This window comes from Shinella zoogloeoides (genome assembly GCF_022682305.1).
In the GTDB taxonomy this organism is placed as follows: Bacteria; Pseudomonadota; Alphaproteobacteria; order Rhizobiales; family Rhizobiaceae; genus Shinella; species Shinella zoogloeoides_B.
Genome location: NZ_CP093528.1, coordinates 2,285,268 through 2,300,520 on the forward strand (window position 1 = coordinate 2,285,268; position 15,253 = coordinate 2,300,520).

General features: G+C 65.1%; 17 protein-coding genes. 9 read left to right on the forward strand and 8 right to left on the reverse strand.

Annotated elements, in window-relative coordinates; translation table 11 throughout:
- Positions 1–125: 125 nt before the first annotated feature.
- The 6 genes from MOE34_RS11510 to MOE34_RS11535 form a co-directional block, all read right to left on the reverse strand.
- Entirely contained in the window at positions 126–1,127 is a 1,002-nt protein-coding gene (locus MOE34_RS11510; RefSeq protein ID WP_242216917.1) for an ABC transporter ATP-binding protein, read from the reverse strand.
- A gap of 11 nt (positions 1,128–1,138) precedes the next feature.
- Positions 1,139–2,191 (reverse strand): Gfo/Idh/MocA family protein, encoded by a 1,053-nt coding sequence (locus MOE34_RS11515; RefSeq protein WP_431522374.1) that lies wholly within the window; start codon positions 2,189–2,191, stop codon positions 1,139–1,141.
- A gap of 8 nt (positions 2,192–2,199) precedes the next feature.
- Positions 2,200–3,039 (reverse strand): carbohydrate ABC transporter permease, encoded by an 840-nt coding sequence (locus tag MOE34_RS11520; RefSeq protein WP_242216921.1) that lies wholly within the window; start codon positions 3,037–3,039, stop codon positions 2,200–2,202.
- A 15-nt stretch (positions 3,040–3,054) separates the two neighbouring features.
- Complete coding sequence (locus tag MOE34_RS11525; RefSeq protein ID WP_242216923.1) at positions 3,055–4,005, reverse strand: carbohydrate ABC transporter permease; 951 nt, start codon at positions 4,003–4,005, stop codon at positions 3,055–3,057.
- Positions 4,006–4,288: 283 nt separating this feature from the next.
- Positions 4,289–5,548, reverse strand: coding sequence for an ABC transporter substrate-binding protein (locus MOE34_RS11530; protein ID WP_160785994.1), 1,260 nt, complete (start codon positions 5,546–5,548; stop codon positions 4,289–4,291).
- A 46-nt stretch (positions 5,549–5,594) separates the two neighbouring features.
- Positions 5,595–6,488, reverse strand: coding sequence for an N-acetylmuramic acid 6-phosphate etherase (locus tag MOE34_RS11535; protein WP_242223912.1), 894 nt, complete (start codon positions 6,486–6,488; stop codon positions 5,595–5,597).
- A 197-nt stretch (positions 6,489–6,685) separates the two neighbouring features.
- Here MOE34_RS11535 and MOE34_RS11540 point away from each other — a divergent pair, with 197 nt between their 5' ends.
- From MOE34_RS11540 to MOE34_RS11570, 7 genes are all read left to right on the forward strand, one after another.
- On the forward strand, positions 6,686–7,573 hold the full coding sequence (locus MOE34_RS11540; RefSeq protein WP_242216925.1) for an N-acetylglucosamine kinase: 888 nt from the start codon (positions 6,686–6,688) through the stop codon (positions 7,571–7,573).
- A complete protein-coding gene (locus MOE34_RS11545) occupies positions 7,570–8,334 on the forward strand; it encodes a GntR family transcriptional regulator (RefSeq protein ID WP_242216927.1) in 765 nt (254 codons plus the stop codon). Before MOE34_RS11540 ends, MOE34_RS11545 begins: the two co-directional genes overlap by 4 nt.
- Positions 8,335–8,373: 39 nt before the next feature.
- Complete coding sequence (locus MOE34_RS11550) at positions 8,374–9,396, forward strand: SIS domain-containing protein (protein ID WP_242216929.1); 1,023 nt, start codon at positions 8,374–8,376, stop codon at positions 9,394–9,396.
- Positions 9,393–10,553 (forward strand): N-acetylglucosamine-6-phosphate deacetylase, encoded by a 1,161-nt coding sequence (gene nagA / locus MOE34_RS11555; protein WP_242216931.1) that lies wholly within the window; start codon positions 9,393–9,395, stop codon positions 10,551–10,553. The genes MOE34_RS11550 and nagA overlap by 4 nt, the downstream gene beginning before the upstream one ends.
- A gap of 74 nt (positions 10,554–10,627) precedes the next feature.
- Positions 10,628–11,683, forward strand: coding sequence for a dipeptidase (locus tag MOE34_RS11560; RefSeq protein WP_242216934.1), 1,056 nt, complete (start codon positions 10,628–10,630; stop codon positions 11,681–11,683).
- Positions 11,684–11,706: 23 nt separating this feature from the next.
- Positions 11,707–12,453 carry a copper homeostasis protein CutC gene (locus MOE34_RS11565; RefSeq protein ID WP_242216935.1) on the forward strand — a complete coding sequence of 249 codons (747 nt, stop codon included), beginning with the start codon at positions 11,707–11,709 and terminating at the stop codon, positions 12,451–12,453.
- Between the two features lie 62 nt (positions 12,454–12,515).
- On the forward strand, positions 12,516–13,019 hold the full coding sequence (locus MOE34_RS11570; RefSeq protein WP_431522375.1) for a CreA family protein: 504 nt from the start codon (positions 12,516–12,518) through the stop codon (positions 13,017–13,019).
- A 49-nt stretch (positions 13,020–13,068) separates the two neighbouring features.
- Here MOE34_RS11570 and MOE34_RS11575 read toward each other — a convergent pair whose 3' ends face one another.
- Positions 13,069–13,431, reverse strand: coding sequence for a hypothetical protein (locus tag MOE34_RS11575; RefSeq protein ID WP_242216937.1), 363 nt, complete (start codon positions 13,429–13,431; stop codon positions 13,069–13,071).
- Positions 13,432–13,593: 162 nt separating this feature from the next.
- A complete protein-coding gene (locus tag MOE34_RS11580; RefSeq protein WP_117366518.1) occupies positions 13,594–14,058 on the reverse strand; it encodes a chemotaxis protein CheW in 465 nt (154 codons plus the stop codon).
- 257 nt (positions 14,059–14,315) lie between these two features.
- Here MOE34_RS11580 and MOE34_RS11585 point away from each other — a divergent pair, with 257 nt between their 5' ends.
- Both MOE34_RS11585 and MOE34_RS11590 read left to right on the forward strand, forming a co-directional pair.
- Positions 14,316–14,474 (forward strand): hypothetical protein, encoded by a 159-nt coding sequence (locus MOE34_RS11585; RefSeq protein ID WP_170299482.1) that lies wholly within the window; start codon positions 14,316–14,318, stop codon positions 14,472–14,474.
- A gap of 128 nt (positions 14,475–14,602) precedes the next feature.
- On the forward strand, positions 14,603–15,202 hold the full coding sequence (locus MOE34_RS11590) for an SCO family protein (RefSeq protein ID WP_242216939.1): 600 nt from the start codon (positions 14,603–14,605) through the stop codon (positions 15,200–15,202).
- Positions 15,203–15,253: the final 51 nt, after the last annotated feature.

A 15,253-nucleotide genomic window follows, 5' to 3' on the forward strand; every position in this document is an offset into this window, starting at 1 on the left:
GCCGCAGGGCCACCGCATCGCAACATACAAACAGGGCTGTATGTTAGTTTCTGACGTTTGACAATCGTAGATCACGGCGGAAGAAGCCGCAATCCTCCCCTTTCACGGACTTGTGATGAGGGGCCTCAACGTATCGCGCGTCCCTCCGCATCGAAACGATGCGTCTGGCCGGCGGCCGGCGTGGCGTAGACCGTATCACCGACTTCGTAGTGATGCTCGCCGAACAGGCGGACGGTGAAGGAGCCGACCTTGTCCGATTCGACATAGACGATGGTGTCGGCGCCGAGATGCTCGACATGCACCACCTTGCCCTGCCACTCGCCGCCTTCGCGCGACAGCGTCAGGTGCTCCGGGCGCACGCCGACGGTCTTGGCGTCGGAAACCCCGAGGCGTTCGGCGTCGATGAAGTTCATGCCCGGCGAGCCGATGAATCCGGCGACGAAGAGGTTGGCCGGCCGGTTGTAGAGTTCCATCGGCGAGCCGACCTGCTGGATCACGCCCGCGTCCAGCACCACGATCTTGTCCGCCAGCGTCATCGCCTCGACCTGGTCGTGCGTGACGTAGATCATGGTCGCCTTCAGCTCGCGGTGCAGCCTTGCGATCTCCAGGCGCGTGTTGACGCGCAGCGCCGCATCGAGGTTCGACAGCGGCTCGTCGAAGAGGAAGAGCTTCGGCTCGCGCACGATGGCACGACCGATGGCGACGCGCTGGCGCTGGCCGCCGGAAAGCTCGGCCGGCCGGCGGGCGAGGTATTTTTCCAGCGACAGCATGGCCGAGGCCTTGGAGACGCGCTTTTCGATCTCCTCCTTCGGCGCGCCGGCCTGCTTGAGGCCGAGGCCCATATTGTCCTTGACAGACAGGTGCGGATAGAGCGCGTAGGACTGGAACACCATGGCGATGCCGCGCTTGGCCGGCGGCACGGTGACGACTTCCGCGCCGTCGATGGTGATCGAGCCGGACGTCGCGTCCTCAAGGCCGGCGATGATGCGCAGCAGCGTGGACTTGCCGCAGCCCGAGGGGCCGACGAAGATGACGAATTCGCCGTCCTTCACGTCGAGGTCGATGCCCTTGATGACGTCGACATTGCCGAACGACTTGCGTACGGATTTCAGTTGAAGAGAGCCCATCTTTTATCCCCCTAGAGCTTGACCGTCTGGCCGGTTCTGACACTTTCATCGGCCGCCAGGCATATCCTCAGCGACTGCACCGCATCGTCCATGTGCCGCGAGAGATCGATGTCCTCGCGGATGGCCTTCAGCACGAAGGCCTGTTCCCGGTCGCACAGTTCCTGGTGGCCGGGTTCGCCCGCCATCTTCAGGTCCTCGTCCGGCGACAGGAACTTGCCGTCCGGGCCGGTCGCCGCGTTGTGAACGCGGATGACCGCCGTCTTGGTATGCGTGTCGATGTCGTCCGACTTCGCGTTCGGGTCCATGACGATGGAGACCGAGCCGTTCGGCGACATGACGTCCTTCACGAAGAAGGCCGTTTCGGAGATCATCGGACCCCAGCCCGCCTCGTACCAGCCGAGCGAACCGTCGTCGAAGAGCACCTGGAGGTGGCCGTAGTTGTACATGTCCGGCTTGATCTCGTTGGAGAGGCGCAGGCCCATGCCGCGCACCTCGACCGGCTTGGCGTCGGTGATCTGGCACATCACGTCGAGATAGTGCACGCCGCAGTCGACGATCGGCGGCGTCGTCTGCATCAGCGCCTTGTGGGTCGCCCAGGTCGGCCCGCTCGACTGCTGGTTCAGGTTCATGCGGAAGACGTAGGGGCCGCCCAGCTTGCGCGCTTCCGCGATCAGGCGGATCCACGAGGGATGGTGGCGCAGGATATAGCCGACGACCAGCTTGCGGCTGTTCGCCCGGGCACAGGCCACGACGCGCTCGGCATCCGCCACCGTCGTTGCCAGCGGCTTTTCGAGGAACACATGCGCCCCGGCCTCCATGGCCGCGATGGCATATTCGGCATGGCTGTCGGAGTAGGTGTTGACCGAGCAGAGCTCGGGCTTCAGTTCCTTCAGCGCTTCATGGAAGGACGGATGGATCTCGTAGCCTTCCAGCCCGGCCGGAACCGGAACCTTCGAGCGGTTGACGAGGCCGATGATCTCGAAACCGGGATTCTCGTGATAGGCGAGCGCATGGCTCCTGCCCATGTTGCCGAGACCGGCGGAAAGAACACGGATGGGGGTCATTGCAGAACTCACTTTACAGCTCCCGAGGTGATGCCGCGGATCAACTGCCGCGAGAAGATGAAGTAGAGGATCAGGACCGGCAGGATTGCGAGCGACAGGGCGGCGAGCACGGCGTTCCAGTTGGTCACGAACTGGCCGATGAATATCTGCGAGCCGAGCGTCACCGTCTTGGTCGCCTCGCTCGGGGCCAGGATCAGCGGGAACCACAGGTCGTTCCAGATCGGGATCATGGTGAAGACCGCGACCGTCGCCATGGCCGGGCGCACCAGCGGCAGCACGAGGCGGAAGAAGATCGAGTATTCCGAAAGCCCGTCGATGCGGCCGGCATTCTTCAGGTCATCGGAGACGGTCCGCATGAATTCCGACAGGATGAAGACGGCGAGCGGGATGCCCTGCGCGGTATAGACCAGGATAAGCGCCGTCAGCGTGTTGACGAGACCCGTCGCCACCATGCCCTGCAGGATCGCGACCGTGCCGAGACGGATCGGGATCATGATGCCGATGGCGAGGTAGAGGCCCATCAGCGTGTTGCCGCGGAAGCGGTATTCGGAGAGGGCGAAGGCGGCCATGGCCCCGAACAGCAGAACCAGCGCGATGGAGGCCACCGTGACGATGAAGCTGTTCTGGAAATAGGTCGTGAAGTCGCCCTGCCCCAGCACCGTCGTATAGCCGACGAGGTCGAAGGTCGCGGGGGTCGGAAGCTGCATCGGGTTGCGGAAGATCGCGTTGCGATCCTTCATCGAGTTGATCAGCGTCAGGAACACCGGGAAAACCGAGATCACCGCGTAGCTGATCAGCGCGATATGGACGAACGCCGTGCGGCTCAGCGAGTTACGTGCTTGAGACATGTCAGGCTCTCCCGGTCAGAACTGGTAGCGGCGCATGCGCCGCTGGATGGCGAAGAGATAGAGCGATACGCCGGCGAGGATGATCAGGAACATCACCGTCGCGATCGTCGCGCCCATCGAGCGGTCACCGAGCTGGAGCTGGAAACCGAAGAAGGTGCGATAGAGCAGCGTGCCGAGGATATCCGTCGACTTGTCCGGCCCGGCGAGCGCGCCCTGCACGGTGTAGACGAGGTCGAAGGCGTTGAAGTTGCCGACGAAGGTGAGGATCGAGATGATGCCGATGGCGGGCAGGATCAGCGGCAGCTTGATCTTAAAGAACTGGCTCCAGCCGGTCACGCCGTCGCATTCGGCCGCCTCAACCACCTCTTCCGGGATGTTGAGCAGCGCGGCATAGATCAGCATCATCGGAATGCCGACATATTGCCAGACCGAAATCAGCGACACGGCGATGAGCGCCGAGCCGGGCTTGCCGAGCCAGGGCGAGAACAGCGACTTCAGACCGACGAGATCCATGAGATAGGGCGAAACGCCCCAGATCGGCGAGAGGATCAGCTTCCAGATGAAGCCGACGATCACGAAGGACAGCAGCGTCGGCAGGAAGATCGCCGTGCGGTAGAACGAGGCGAAGCGCAGCTTGGGCAGCGACAGCATGGCGGCGAGCGCCACCCCGATCGGGTTCTGCACCAGCATGTGGATCACGAAGAAGACGAAGTTGTTCTTCAGCGCGTTCCAGAAATCGGCGGCCCAGCGCTCGTCGCCGAACAGCACCTTGAAGTTGCCGAGGCCGACGAAGGTCGGCTGGCCGTCCACCGTGTTGAACAGCGAGAGGCGCAGCGTCTCGATGAGCGGCAGGATCATGACCGCCGAATAGACGATGAAGGCCGGCAGCAGGAAAATGCCGATATGCCAGCGCGTCGGGCGCTTGATCGGTTCCGCTGCAGCATGGGAAGAAGGTATGTCGCTCATGGTGTGGCTGCCCCTCCGGTTATCGTTCGTTGAATCCGCATGCGCGAACGCCTTGCGCGGCGGCGGCCGCACATGACAAATCCAGCATACACATTAGTGACGGGGTCGCTCCCCGAATTTGCCTTTCGGCACCCTCTGTCCACCGGGACGCGAAGGGTCACGGCCAGCGCCTGCGATTTCGAGCCGCGCCGCCGGAAGCTCCTCCCCCCGAATTTTACGGGGGGAGGACCGGAGCGGGACGCAGCCCGCTCCTCAAGCAGAATTCAGCAGCCGAACGGCAGGCTTACTTGACCGGCTTGAACCAGCTGTCGAGGCCCTTCTGGAGCTTCTCGGCGGCCTGTTCCGGGGTTTCCGTGCCGTTGATGACGTTGGCCGATGCCGTCCAGGTCTCGTTCTCGAGGTTCGGCGTGCCGCGCGACAGGATCTGGTAGGTCGAGCGGATCGTCGGCTTGCACTTCTCACGCCAGGAGACGAATTCCTGCGCCAGCGGGTCGGCCATCTTCACGGCCGTCGAGTTCAGGCTGAAGAAGCCCGGCAGCGAGTTGGCGTAGATGTCGGCGAATTCCGGCGAGGACACGAAGGTCAGGAACTTCTTGGCGGCGTCCGCATTCGGGCTCTTGGCGTTGAGGCCGATGCCGATGTCGTTGTGGTCCGAGATGTAGCAGGTGTCGCCGGCATTCTTCACCGGCGGCGGGAACGCGCCCATCTTGAACTGCGCCTGCGTGTTGAACAGGCCGATTTCCCACGAGCCGGCCGGGTAGATGGCGGCGCGACCGAGCGTGAAGAGGTTCTGGCTGTCCGGGTAGGTCTGGGCTTCGAAACCGTCGCCGAGGTAGTCCTTCCACTTGGCGAGGACGCGGAACGGCTCGACCCAGCCCTCGTCGGTCAGCTTCTGCTCGCCGCGGATCAGCGCCTTGCGGCCTTCCTCACCCTTCCAGTAGGTCGGGCCGATGTTCTGGTAGCCCATGGTGGCGGCTTCCCAGAGGTCCTTCGTGCCCATCGCCATCGGGATGAAGCTGCCTTCGGCCTTGATCTTGTCGAGCGCGGCGAAGAATTCGGCTTCCGTGGTCGGAACCGTGATGCCGAGCTGGTCGAAGGCGTCCTTGTTGTAGATGAAGCCGTGGATGACCGAAGCCATCGGCACGCAGAAGGTCGTCGCGCCGTCGTCCGTCGTCCAGGCGGACTTGGCGACGTCGGAGAAGTTCTCCATGCCGGCCACGTCGTTCAGGCCGACGAGATGGCCCTTCTTGAAGAGTTCGAGCGAGGCGTCGAACGGACGGCAGGTGATGAGGTCGCCTGCCGAGCCGGCGTCGAGCTTGGCGTTCAGCGCGGCGTTGTACTCGGTCGGGGCGGTCGGCGCGAAGACGACCTTGATGCCCGGGTTCTTGGCTTCGAAGGCCGGGATGATCTTTTCCTGCCAGATGGCGAGGTCGTCGTTGCGCCAGCTTTCGACCGTCAGCGTGACGTCCTCTGCCTGAGCGATCCCGGCCGTGCCGAGGATGCTCGTGGCAAGGAGCAGGCCCTTGATTGCGTTGCGTGTCATTGCATTCTCCCCTTTTATGCGCCGCAGCGCGTTCTGAGACTTCATGTTATCCGAAAACCTTGAGGGCGCGCCTGAGGCTTTGGCCCGACCGGTCCAGTGCCGCCTTCGCGGCGCCGGCATCCTCCGCTCCCGCGGCCAGAAGCACGGCCGTCTTGACCGAGCCTTCGGAGCGCGAAAGAAGGCGTTCCGCCTCATCGATCCCGACACCCGAGATGTCGGAGACGATACGGCAGGCGCGCGCCTTCAGTTTGATGTTGTCGGCCTTGAGATTGACCATGTGACCGTCGTGCACATGGCCGAGATGGATGCCGGTGAGCGTCGAGAACATGTTGAAAGCGATCTTCTGCGCCGTGCCCGCGCCCATGCGCGTCGAGCCGGAGATGACCTCCGGCGGTGTCTGGAGCAGAATGGAGACGTCCGCGCCCTCGAAGAGCGCCGCGCCGGGATTGTTGGCCATTGCCACGACCCGCGCGCCCTTCTCCTTCGCATAGGCCGCGATGGCGAGCGCATAGGGCGTGCTGCCGCTTGCCGAAACGGAGATCACACAGTCCTTCGGGCCAATGCCGGCCGCGACGGCGTCGCCGACAGCGAGGTCGCAGTCGTCCTCATAGCCGCCAGCCAGGTCGACCAGGCTCGCTGCACCGCCAGCGAGCAGGATGACGATACGATCATGGGGAATGCCATATGTGCCGGGAAGCTCGAGCGCATCGGCCATGGCCATCAGGCCGGAACTGCCAGCACCGGCATAGATAAGACGACCGCCGGAAAGCAGCGCGTCGGCGGCAAGGCGGGACGCGGCGGCAATATCGGCGAGCGCGGCGTCCACCACGGCGGCGGCGGCCTTCTGCCCATCCGCAAGCACTTTCAGCGCGTCGACGGGCTGACGTTCGTCCAGCCCCCTCGCCTGATCATGCCTGCCCTCGGTCCTGCCTGCGGCCATCATCGTTTCTCCTCTGGCCGAAATTAATGCCAAAAAAATACCAATTGTCCATAGGAAATTAATTTTTGAGACCACTTTTTTGCCATTGAATATTTTTATTCAGCAAAATCAATTGATTGAATAAAAGACCACCTTCCACATCACCATACCCCTTGGTTATTGGTATTTTTTTGGTATCGTTACTTCAGGAGGTGCCCATGACGAATTACATTCTCGGTATCGACGGTGGGGGAACGAGCTGCCGCGCGGCGGTGGCGCGCCCGGACGGCATCATTCTCGGGCGCGGCAAGAGCGGCGCGGCGAACATCCTGACCGACCCCAACAATGCGATCATCTCCATCACGGAAGCCGCCAGGGCGGCCTATCGCGAGGCGGGCCTCGACGAGGCCGGCATCAGCGGCGCCTCGGCCTTCCTCGGCCTTGCCGGCACCAATGTCGGCGACCTGACGCGCTATGTGCACGACCGCCTGCCCTTCCATCATACGGATATCGATTCCGACGGCCTGATCGCCCTGCAGGGCGCGATCGGCGACGAGGACGGCGCGGTGGCGATCCTCGGCACCGGCTCCATCTATATGGGGCGCAAGGACAACGTGGTCCGCTATATCGGCGGCTGGGGCTTCACGGTCGGTGACCTCGGCGGCGGCGCGCGGCTCGGCCATGCGCTCCTGCAGGAAGCGTTGCTCGCCCATGACGGCGTGCATCCCCGCTCGGGCGTGACGGACGCGATCCTCGATGAATTCAAGGGCGACCCGCGCGGCATCGTCGAATTCGCCCGCCTTTCCAAGCCCGGCGACTTCGGCCGCTTCGCACCCGTCCTCTTCGATTACGCGCGCCGGGGCGACGCCCAGGCCGCCGCCATCGTCAAGGCCGGCGCGGCGACGGTCAACGAATCCCTCGACGCCATCATGGAACTGGCCGGCGCAAAGCGCCTCTGCCTGCTCGGCGGGCTGGCGCAGATCTATCCGGAATGGCTTTCCGAGCGGCATCGCGCCATATTGGTGGAAGCCGAGGCCGATGCGCTGACGGGTGCGGTGGCGCTCGCCGCCAAGGGCTACAGGCAACGCACGGGAGCCGCCGCATGAGCACGCCGCTTGCCGCCATCCTGACGCCGGAGAGCCTTCAGTCGGGCGTGCCCGGGCCGCTCTACCTGAAACTGCGCCAGACGCTGGAAGAGGCGATCACCTCGGGCAAGCTGAATTACGGCGACGCCCTGCCCGCAGAACGCGACCTTGCCGACCACGCCAATGTCAGCCGCGTCACCGTGCGCAAGGCGGTCGACGATCTCGTCAAGGACGGCCTTCTCGTGCGCCGCCACGGCTCGGGCACCTTCGTCGCAAAGCCCGTCGCCAAGGTGCAGCAATCACTGTCGCGCCTCACCTCCTTCACCGAGGACATGGCGCGCCGGGGCCTGACCACCCGCGCCGAATGGATCGACCGCGGCCTGTTCCACCCCTCGCCCGACGAGATGATGATGCTCGGCCTGCCGGCGGATGCGCTGGTCGCCCGGCTCGGGCGCCTGCGCGTCGCCGACGACATGCCGCTCGCAATCGAGCGCGCCTGCATCTCCGCCGAGTTCCTGCCCGATCCGCTTCAGGTGCAAGGCTCGCTCTACGCGGCGCTGGAAAAGCGCGGCTGCCGCCCGGTGCGCGCCGTGCAGCGCATCTCCGCCTACAACATGAAGGACCCGGACGCCTCCATGCTCGGCGTGCCGCCGGGCTCGGCCGGGCTTTCCATCGAGCGCATCTCCTATCTTCGCACGGGCCGGGTGGTCGAGTTCACCCGCTCCATCTATCGCGGCGACGCCTACGACTTCGTCGCCGAACTGACGCTTTCCGAGACGTGACCGTCCAAAATCGCCCGTCCAATTGCAAGGGGGAATTCCATGCAGACTAACATGCGCAGAGAGATCAACGAAATCCCGGAAGCCGCAGCCCGTCTGCTGGCCAATTCGGCAAGCGCGATCACCGCCGCCGGCAAGGCGCTCCGCGAGCGTGACCCGCAGTTCTTCGTGACCGTCGCGCGCGGCTCCTCCGACCATGCCGCCCTCTTCCTGAAATACGCCATCGAGCTGACAGCGGGCCGCCCCGTCGCCTCGCTCGGCCCGTCGCTCGCCTCGATCTACGGCGCGAACCTGAAGCTCGGCGGCGGCGCGGCCATCGCCATCTCCCAGTCCGGCAAGAGCCCCGACATCGTCGCCATGGCGGACGGCGCGACGAAGGGCGGCGCGATCTCCATCGCGCTCACCAACACCCTGCCCTCGCCGCTGGCCGACGCCTGCACCCATTCACTCGATCTTTCGGCCGGCCCGGAAATCAGCGTCGCGGCCACCAAGTCCTATGTGAACTCCATCGTCGCCGGCCTTGCCGTGCTCGCCGAATGGACGGGCGATACCGATCTCGACCGCGCCGTGAAGGACCTGCCGGAACAATTCGCCAAGGCCGTGGCGCTCGACTGGTCCGAGCTTGCCGGAGACCTGCGCGACGCCCAGTCGCTCTACGTGCTCGGCCGCGGCCCGGGCCTTGCCATCGCGAGCGAAGCCGCCCTGAAGTTCAAGGAAACCTCCGGTATGCATGCCGAGGCCTATTCCTCCGCGGAAGTGCTGCACGGTCCGGTCGCCCTCGTCGGTCCGGCGTTCCCGGTCATCGCGCTTGCCGCCCGGGACGCGGCCGAAGCCTCCGTCACCGGCATGGCCGACAGCCTGGCCGAGCGCGGCGCCTATGTCGGCATCACCGCCGCCGGCGCGAAAAGCGCCCGCAAGCTGCCCTTCGTCGCCACCGGCCATCCGATCACCGACGCGCTGGCGCTCATCGTTCCCTTCTACGGCTTCGTGGAAGCCTGGTCACGCGGCAAGGGTCTCGATCCCGACAAGCCGGTCAACCTCAAGAAAGTGACGGAAACCCGATGACAGCGCTCACCGCCATTACCGGCGCCCGGATCTTCGACGGCGATCTGTGGCATGAGGACAGTGCGCTGCTGATCGAGGGCGGCAAGGTCGCCGCCATCGCGGCGCTTCGCGACGTGCCGGCGGAAGCCCGCACCGTGCCGATGGACGGGCTGTCGCTCGTCCCCGGCTTCATCGACCTCCAGGTCAATGGCGGCGGCGGCGTGCTGCTCAACGAGCAGCCGGACGTCGAGGGCATCCGCACCATCTGCGCCGCCCATGCCCGCTTCGGCACGACGGCGCTCCTGCCGACGCTGATCACCGACAACCGCGCGGTGACGGCGAAGGCCGTAGCCGCCGGCCTTGCGGCCCGCGAGGCGGCGGTGCCCGGCTTCCTCGGCCTCCATCTCGAAGGCCCGCACCTGTCCATCGCCCGCAAGGGCGCGCATGACCCGGCCCTCATCCGTCCGATGGAGGAGGCCGACGTCGAGCGCACCGTTGCGGCCCGCAAGGGGCTTGAAGCCCTGCTGATGACGCTCGCGCCGGAAAACGCCACGAACGCGCAGATCGCCGCGCTCCATGCGGCCGGCGTCACGGTCAGCCTCGGCCATTCCGATTGCGGCTACGACACCGCGTCCTCCGCCGTCGATGCCGGTGCGCGCATGATGACGCATCTCTTCAACGCCATGAGCCAGCTCGGCAACCGCGAGCCGGGCATGGTGGGCGCGGCGCTCGATCTCGGCCATCTCCATGCGGGCCTGATTGCCGACGGCTTCCACGTCCACCCGGCCTCCATCCGCGCGGCGCTCCGGGCCAAGCGCGGCCCCGGCCGCATCTTCCTCGTCACGGACGCCATGTCGACCATCGGCACGGACATGACGAGCTTCTTCCTCAACGGCCGCGAAATCTTCCGCAAGGACGGTCGCCTGACGCTGGCCGACGGCACGCTCGCCGGCGCCGACATCGATATGGCCTCCTGCATCCGCTACATGCGCGACGTCGTCGGCATCGACCTTGAGGAAGCGCTGCGCATGGCCTCGCTCTATCCGGCCGAGGCCATCGGCATGACGGGCCGCAAGGGCCGCCTGACCCATGGCCACGACGCGGACTTCACGGCCATCGACGTGGGCGTGAACGTCGCCGCCACCTGGATCGGCGGCACGCCGGTCTTCGCCGCCTGACAGGCCGCCGCGGTCCTTGCGGGTCGCGGCGGAATCGGCTCTATCGGCGGGGTCAAGGATAGGAGCGGCAGCACATGCAATTGATCTTCGACGGCCACAACGACGTTCTCCTGCGCCTGTGGGAACATGCGCAGAAGGGCGAGGACCCCATCGCCGAATTCGTCGATGGCACGGACAAGGGCCATATCGACGCGCCCCGCGCGCTGAAGGGCGGGCTGGCCGGCGGCTTCTGCGCCATGTTCATCCCGCCGAACGAAGACTATCCGCCGCGCGAGGTGGATGAGAACGGCCATTACAGCATCCGCATGGTCGGCCCGCTGGAGCAGCGCGCCGCCCTTGCAACCGCCCTCGAAATGGCCGCCATCGCCTTCCGGCTGGAACGCGCGGGCGCGCTCGCCATCTGCCGCTCGACCGCCGATATCCGTGCCGCCATGGAGGCCCGCCGCTTCGCCGCCGTGCTCCATATCGAGGGCTGCGAGCCGATCACGGAAGACCTCTCGACGCTGGAAACGCTCTATGCGGCGGGCCTGCGCTCGCTCGGCCCCGTCTGGAGCCGGCACAACCGCTTCGGCCATGGCGTGCCCTTCGCCTACCCCTCCTCCCCCGATACCGGCCTAGGCCTCACGGAGGCCGGCGTCGCGCTGGTGAAGGAATGCGACCGGCTCGGCATCATGATCGATCTTGCCCATATCACCGAGCAGGGCTTCTGGGACGTGGCGCGCGAAAGCACGCAGCCGCTCGTCGCCACCCATTCCAACGCCCATGCCCTGACGCCGATCTCCCGCAACCTGACGGACCGCCAACTCGACGCGATTCGCGAGCGCAAGGGCATCGCCGGCCTCAACTACGCCACCACCATGCTGCGCGCGGACGGCATGGAGAACCCCGACACGCCCCTCTCCGACATGGTGCGCCATATCGATCATATGGTGGCACGCATGGGCATCGACTGCGTGGCGCTCGGCTCGGATTTCGACGGCGCGACCATCCCGGCCGCCATCACCGACGCCGCTGGCGGCCAAGCGCTCGTCGAGGCGTTGCGCGCGGCCGGCTACGGTGAGGACGACCTTGCAAAACTCTGCCGCGAGAACTGGCTGCGGCTCCTGAAAACCGTCTGGCGCGAAGCCTGACCCTTAGCGAACGGAAAGACGCCATGACCAAGCCCCTCATCGAACTCTGCGTCGAAGGCATCGACGGTTTCCTCGCCGCGCAGGAAGCCGGCGCCGACCGCGTGGAACTCTGCGCGAGCCTGATGGAGGGCGGCCTGACGCCGAGCCTCGCCACGATCCGCGCCGCCGTGAAGGCCGCGCGCATCCCCGTCCACGTCATCATCCGCCCCCGCGGCGGCGACTTCCTCTATTCCCAGGCCGAGTTCGAGACAATGATCGAGGATATCAAGGCGTTGCGCGCCGAGGGTGTCGCTGGCGTCGTCATCGGCTGCCTGACGCCGGACGGCCGGATCGACGAGGCGCGCACGAAGGCGCTGGTCGAAGCCGCGCGCCCCATGTCCGTCACCTGCCATCGCGCCTTCGACATGACGGCGGACGCCCGCGAAGCGCTGGAAGCGCTGATCCGCTGCGGCATCGACCGCGTGCTGACCTCCGGGCAGCGCGACACCGCCGTCGAAGGCGTGCAAATCCTGAAGAGCGCCGTCGAGCAGGCGGCCGGCCGCATCGTCATCATGGGCTGCGGCGCGCTCGATGCGGACAATATCCGCAAGGTGCGCGACGAGGCGGGCCTTGCCGAAATGCACTTCGCGGCGCTGAAGACCGTGCCGAGCGGCATGCAGTTCCGCAACCCGCATGTCGGGATGGGCGGCACGGAGAAGGATCGCGAATACGAGCTGACGCTGACGGACACAAACGCTGTGCGCGCGACCATCGCCGCGGCAAAATCCTGACAAGGCATCTTGCAAGCGGCGGGCGGAAGTCCCTACCTTTCGGGGAGCCAAGGAGACCCGCCATGCCGCTGACGCCTTCCACCCCTCACCTGCGCACCCTCGCCTTTGCCGGCCTCATGGCCTTCACGGCTCTGCCGGCCGCCGCCGAAACGGTCGGCAAGGTCGGCGTCGACTGGATCGGCAACGATATCTATATCGACGCCGTGACCGACCCGAAGGTCGGCGGCGTCACCTGCCACGTCACCTATTTCGACCGTTCCGTCATCGACCGCCTGAAAAAGGGCAACTGGTTCGAAGACCCGTCGAACAGCGCCATATCCTGCCAGCAGACCGGTCCCATCGCCATCGGCGATATCGATCCGGACCGCAGCGGCGAGGAGGTCTTCAAGTCGGGCCTGTCGCTGATCTGGAAGTCGCTCATCGTCACGCGCATCTACGACAGGAAGAACGATACGCTGATCTATCTCGCTCATTCGCGCGAGCCTACGGAAGGTTCGGCGAAGATGTCGATCTCCACGGTCCCGCTCTACGGCCAGACCGTGACCTGGACGAGCGGCAAGCCATGAAAAACGCCCCGGCACGATGCGCCGGGGCGTTTCCTCACGTCTGCTGCGCTTACTTCACATAGACGATCTTGCCGCCGTCAGCGGCAGTCTTCACCTCGACCACATTCTGAAGCTGAACGTTCTTGGAGGCGAGGATTTCCGTCAGCGCCGGGTCCGACTGGAGATCGGCCTGGGCCTTCTCCACGGCAGCCTGGTCCTTGGACAGGCTCGAAAGGCGATCGAATTCGCCACGCTGCGATTCATCGCTTTCCAGCGTGGAAATCTGGACGACATTCACCTTGTCGGCCGTGATGGAGGCCGTCGACATGCTGTCCGCCCCCATTTCGGTGGTTGCATCCTGAGCATAGGCGAGGCCTGCGACCGGCGATACCGCGAGAAGCGAAGCAAGGGCGATTGTCACTGTCTTGTTCATAACATTTCTCCACTGTTAGTTACGGGAAGCAGGGAGAAAACGGCAGCTTCCCCGTTTGGTTCCTGTCCAAATGGGGCAAGATCAAGGTTTTTCGGTGCAACGCAAAAGCACCCGGACGGAAACCCGCCGGGTGCCGAAACCTGCAATCCGTGCCGGATCGCCTCAGGCCGCCTGGGCGAGCTCGTCTGCGATGACCGTATCGAGGTTGAGGAAGCAGACCATCGACTTTTCCAGCGCGACGATGCCGCGGCAGAAGGCGCGCTGGGCTTCCGGGATGATTTCGGGCGCCGGCTGCAGGGCCTCGCTCTTGATGGTCATCATGTCGGAGACCTGCTCGACGAGAAGGCCGACCAGCTTGCCGGCGATATCCGTGACGATGATGGCGGAGCGCTCAGACGGTTCCGTCATCTTCATGCCGAGGCGGCAGGCCATGTCGATGACCGGGATAACCGCGCCGCGCAGGTTGATGAGGCCGAGCACGTAGGGCGGGGTGTGCGGCATCGGCGTCACCGGCGCCCAGCCGCGGATTTCGCGGATGGCCATGATGTCGATGCAGAATTCCTGCTCGCCCAGATGGAAGGAAACGATTTCGAGATAGGCGCCGGACTGCTTGATGGCGTTGGACATGGACAAGACCTCTTCCCCACGGGGAGCGAACTGTTTGAGATGCGCAGCCCGCCGTTGCCGGCGTGCGGCGGACATCATGTCCTCAAGCCTTCAGGCCTATTGCGCGCTACCGACAAGGTGGCAAAGAGAGATTAAGCAATGCCTAAGAATTGCGCGCCGAAGCCGGCGTTTCGGTCTATTTCGGCCGACGGCCCACCCGCGGAAGCTTGACGTAGCGGCAGTTTGAGAACCGCCCTCGCCATGCTATGCTCCCCGGCATGGACAAGACCGCCCGCCGATATACCGTGTTGCCGCTGGCGCTCATCGCGCTCGGCCTCGGCGTCATGGCCGCCACCGCCGCCTTCGCGGGATGGCTGGAGCATGGGACGGCGATCTTCCTCAGCCTTGCCGAATCCGGCATGTCCTGGTGTTTCTGATCACGATTGCGAGAGCACGCCGCCTTGTCCGTCCTTGCGGCAATTGGCGCGTTTGCGCGGTGTCCGGCAAGGGACTATGAAACCTGGCAAGCGGCACCAAGCCTCTCCCGTTTCTTCGAAGGATCGCCATGAAGACCCTGCGCCTCGTACTCTGGATCGCCGTCGCGCTCGTCGCGGCCCTGCTCGGCTGGCTGACGCTGGAAATGACCCGGACCAAGGAACAGGTCGCGAGCGGCCCGTTCGGCGTGCCCTTCGAACTCGTCGCGCAGGACGGCAAGCCGATCACCGAGAAGGCCTTCACCGGCAAGCCCTCCGCCCTCTTCTTCGGCTTCACCCATTGCCCGGAAGTGTGCCCGACGACCCTCTTCGAACTCGACGGCTGGCTTTCCAAGGTCGATCCGGACGGCTCGAAGCTCCAGGCCTATTTCGTGACCGTCGACCCCGAGCGCGACACGCCGGAGCTCGTCGGCCAGTATGTCGGCAATGTCTCCAAGCGCATCACCGGCATTTCCGGCGATCCGGCCAAGGTGCTGGAGATGGCGAAGGGCTTCCGCGTCTATTACCGCAAGGTGCCGCTCGACGAGGCCAAGCCCGACGGCGACTACACGATGGACCATACCGCCTCCGTCTACCTGCTCGATGCGAACGGCCGCTTCACCGGCACCATCGCCTATGGCGAAAATCCCGAGGTCGCGGAGCAGAAGCTCGCCAACCTGATCAAGCGGTAAGATCGGCCTTTGCCCTCGGCTTTCGGACATGCTAGGCGGACCTGAAACAAC

What these genes read in the sequence shown, in the direction of transcription:
- MOE34_RS11510 (WP_242216917.1), bottom strand. Translation starts at nt 1,127, where the DNA reads ATGGGCTCTCTTCAACTGAAATCCGTACGCAAGTCGTTCGGCAATGTC.
- MOE34_RS11515 (WP_431522374.1), bottom strand. Translation starts at nt 2,191, where the DNA reads ATGACCCCCATCCGTGTTCTTTCCGCCGGTCTCGGCAACATGGGCAGG.
- MOE34_RS11520 (WP_242216921.1), bottom strand. Translation starts at nt 3,039, where the DNA reads ATGTCTCAAGCACGTAACTCGCTGAGCCGCACGGCGTTCGTCCATATC.
- MOE34_RS11525 (WP_242216923.1), bottom strand. Translation starts at nt 4,005, where the DNA reads ATGAGCGACATACCTTCTTCCCATGCTGCAGCGGAACCGATCAAGCGC.
- MOE34_RS11530 (WP_160785994.1), bottom strand. Translation starts at nt 5,548, where the DNA reads ATGACACGCAACGCAATCAAGGGCCTGCTCCTTGCCACGAGCATCCTC.
- MOE34_RS11535 (WP_242223912.1), bottom strand. Translation starts at nt 6,488, where the DNA reads ATGGCCGCAGGCAGGACCGAGGGCAGGCATGATCAGGCGAGGGGGCTG.
- MOE34_RS11540 (WP_242216925.1), top strand. Translation starts at nt 6,686, where the DNA reads ATGACGAATTACATTCTCGGTATCGACGGTGGGGGAACGAGCTGCCGC.
- MOE34_RS11545 (WP_242216927.1), top strand. Translation starts at nt 7,570, where the DNA reads ATGAGCACGCCGCTTGCCGCCATCCTGACGCCGGAGAGCCTTCAGTCG.
- MOE34_RS11550 (WP_242216929.1), top strand. Translation starts at nt 8,374, where the DNA reads ATGCAGACTAACATGCGCAGAGAGATCAACGAAATCCCGGAAGCCGCA.
- nagA (WP_242216931.1), top strand. Translation starts at nt 9,393, where the DNA reads ATGACAGCGCTCACCGCCATTACCGGCGCCCGGATCTTCGACGGCGAT.
- MOE34_RS11560 (WP_242216934.1), top strand. Translation starts at nt 10,628, where the DNA reads ATGCAATTGATCTTCGACGGCCACAACGACGTTCTCCTGCGCCTGTGG.
- MOE34_RS11565 (WP_242216935.1), top strand. Translation starts at nt 11,707, where the DNA reads ATGACCAAGCCCCTCATCGAACTCTGCGTCGAAGGCATCGACGGTTTC.
- MOE34_RS11570 (WP_431522375.1), top strand. Translation starts at nt 12,516, where the DNA reads ATGCCGCTGACGCCTTCCACCCCTCACCTGCGCACCCTCGCCTTTGCC.
- MOE34_RS11575 (WP_242216937.1), bottom strand. Translation starts at nt 13,431, where the DNA reads ATGAACAAGACAGTGACAATCGCCCTTGCTTCGCTTCTCGCGGTATCG.
- MOE34_RS11580 (WP_117366518.1), bottom strand. Translation starts at nt 14,058, where the DNA reads ATGTCCAACGCCATCAAGCAGTCCGGCGCCTATCTCGAAATCGTTTCC.
- MOE34_RS11585 (WP_170299482.1), top strand. Translation starts at nt 14,316, where the DNA reads ATGGACAAGACCGCCCGCCGATATACCGTGTTGCCGCTGGCGCTCATC.
- MOE34_RS11590 (WP_242216939.1), top strand. Translation starts at nt 14,603, where the DNA reads ATGAAGACCCTGCGCCTCGTACTCTGGATCGCCGTCGCGCTCGTCGCG.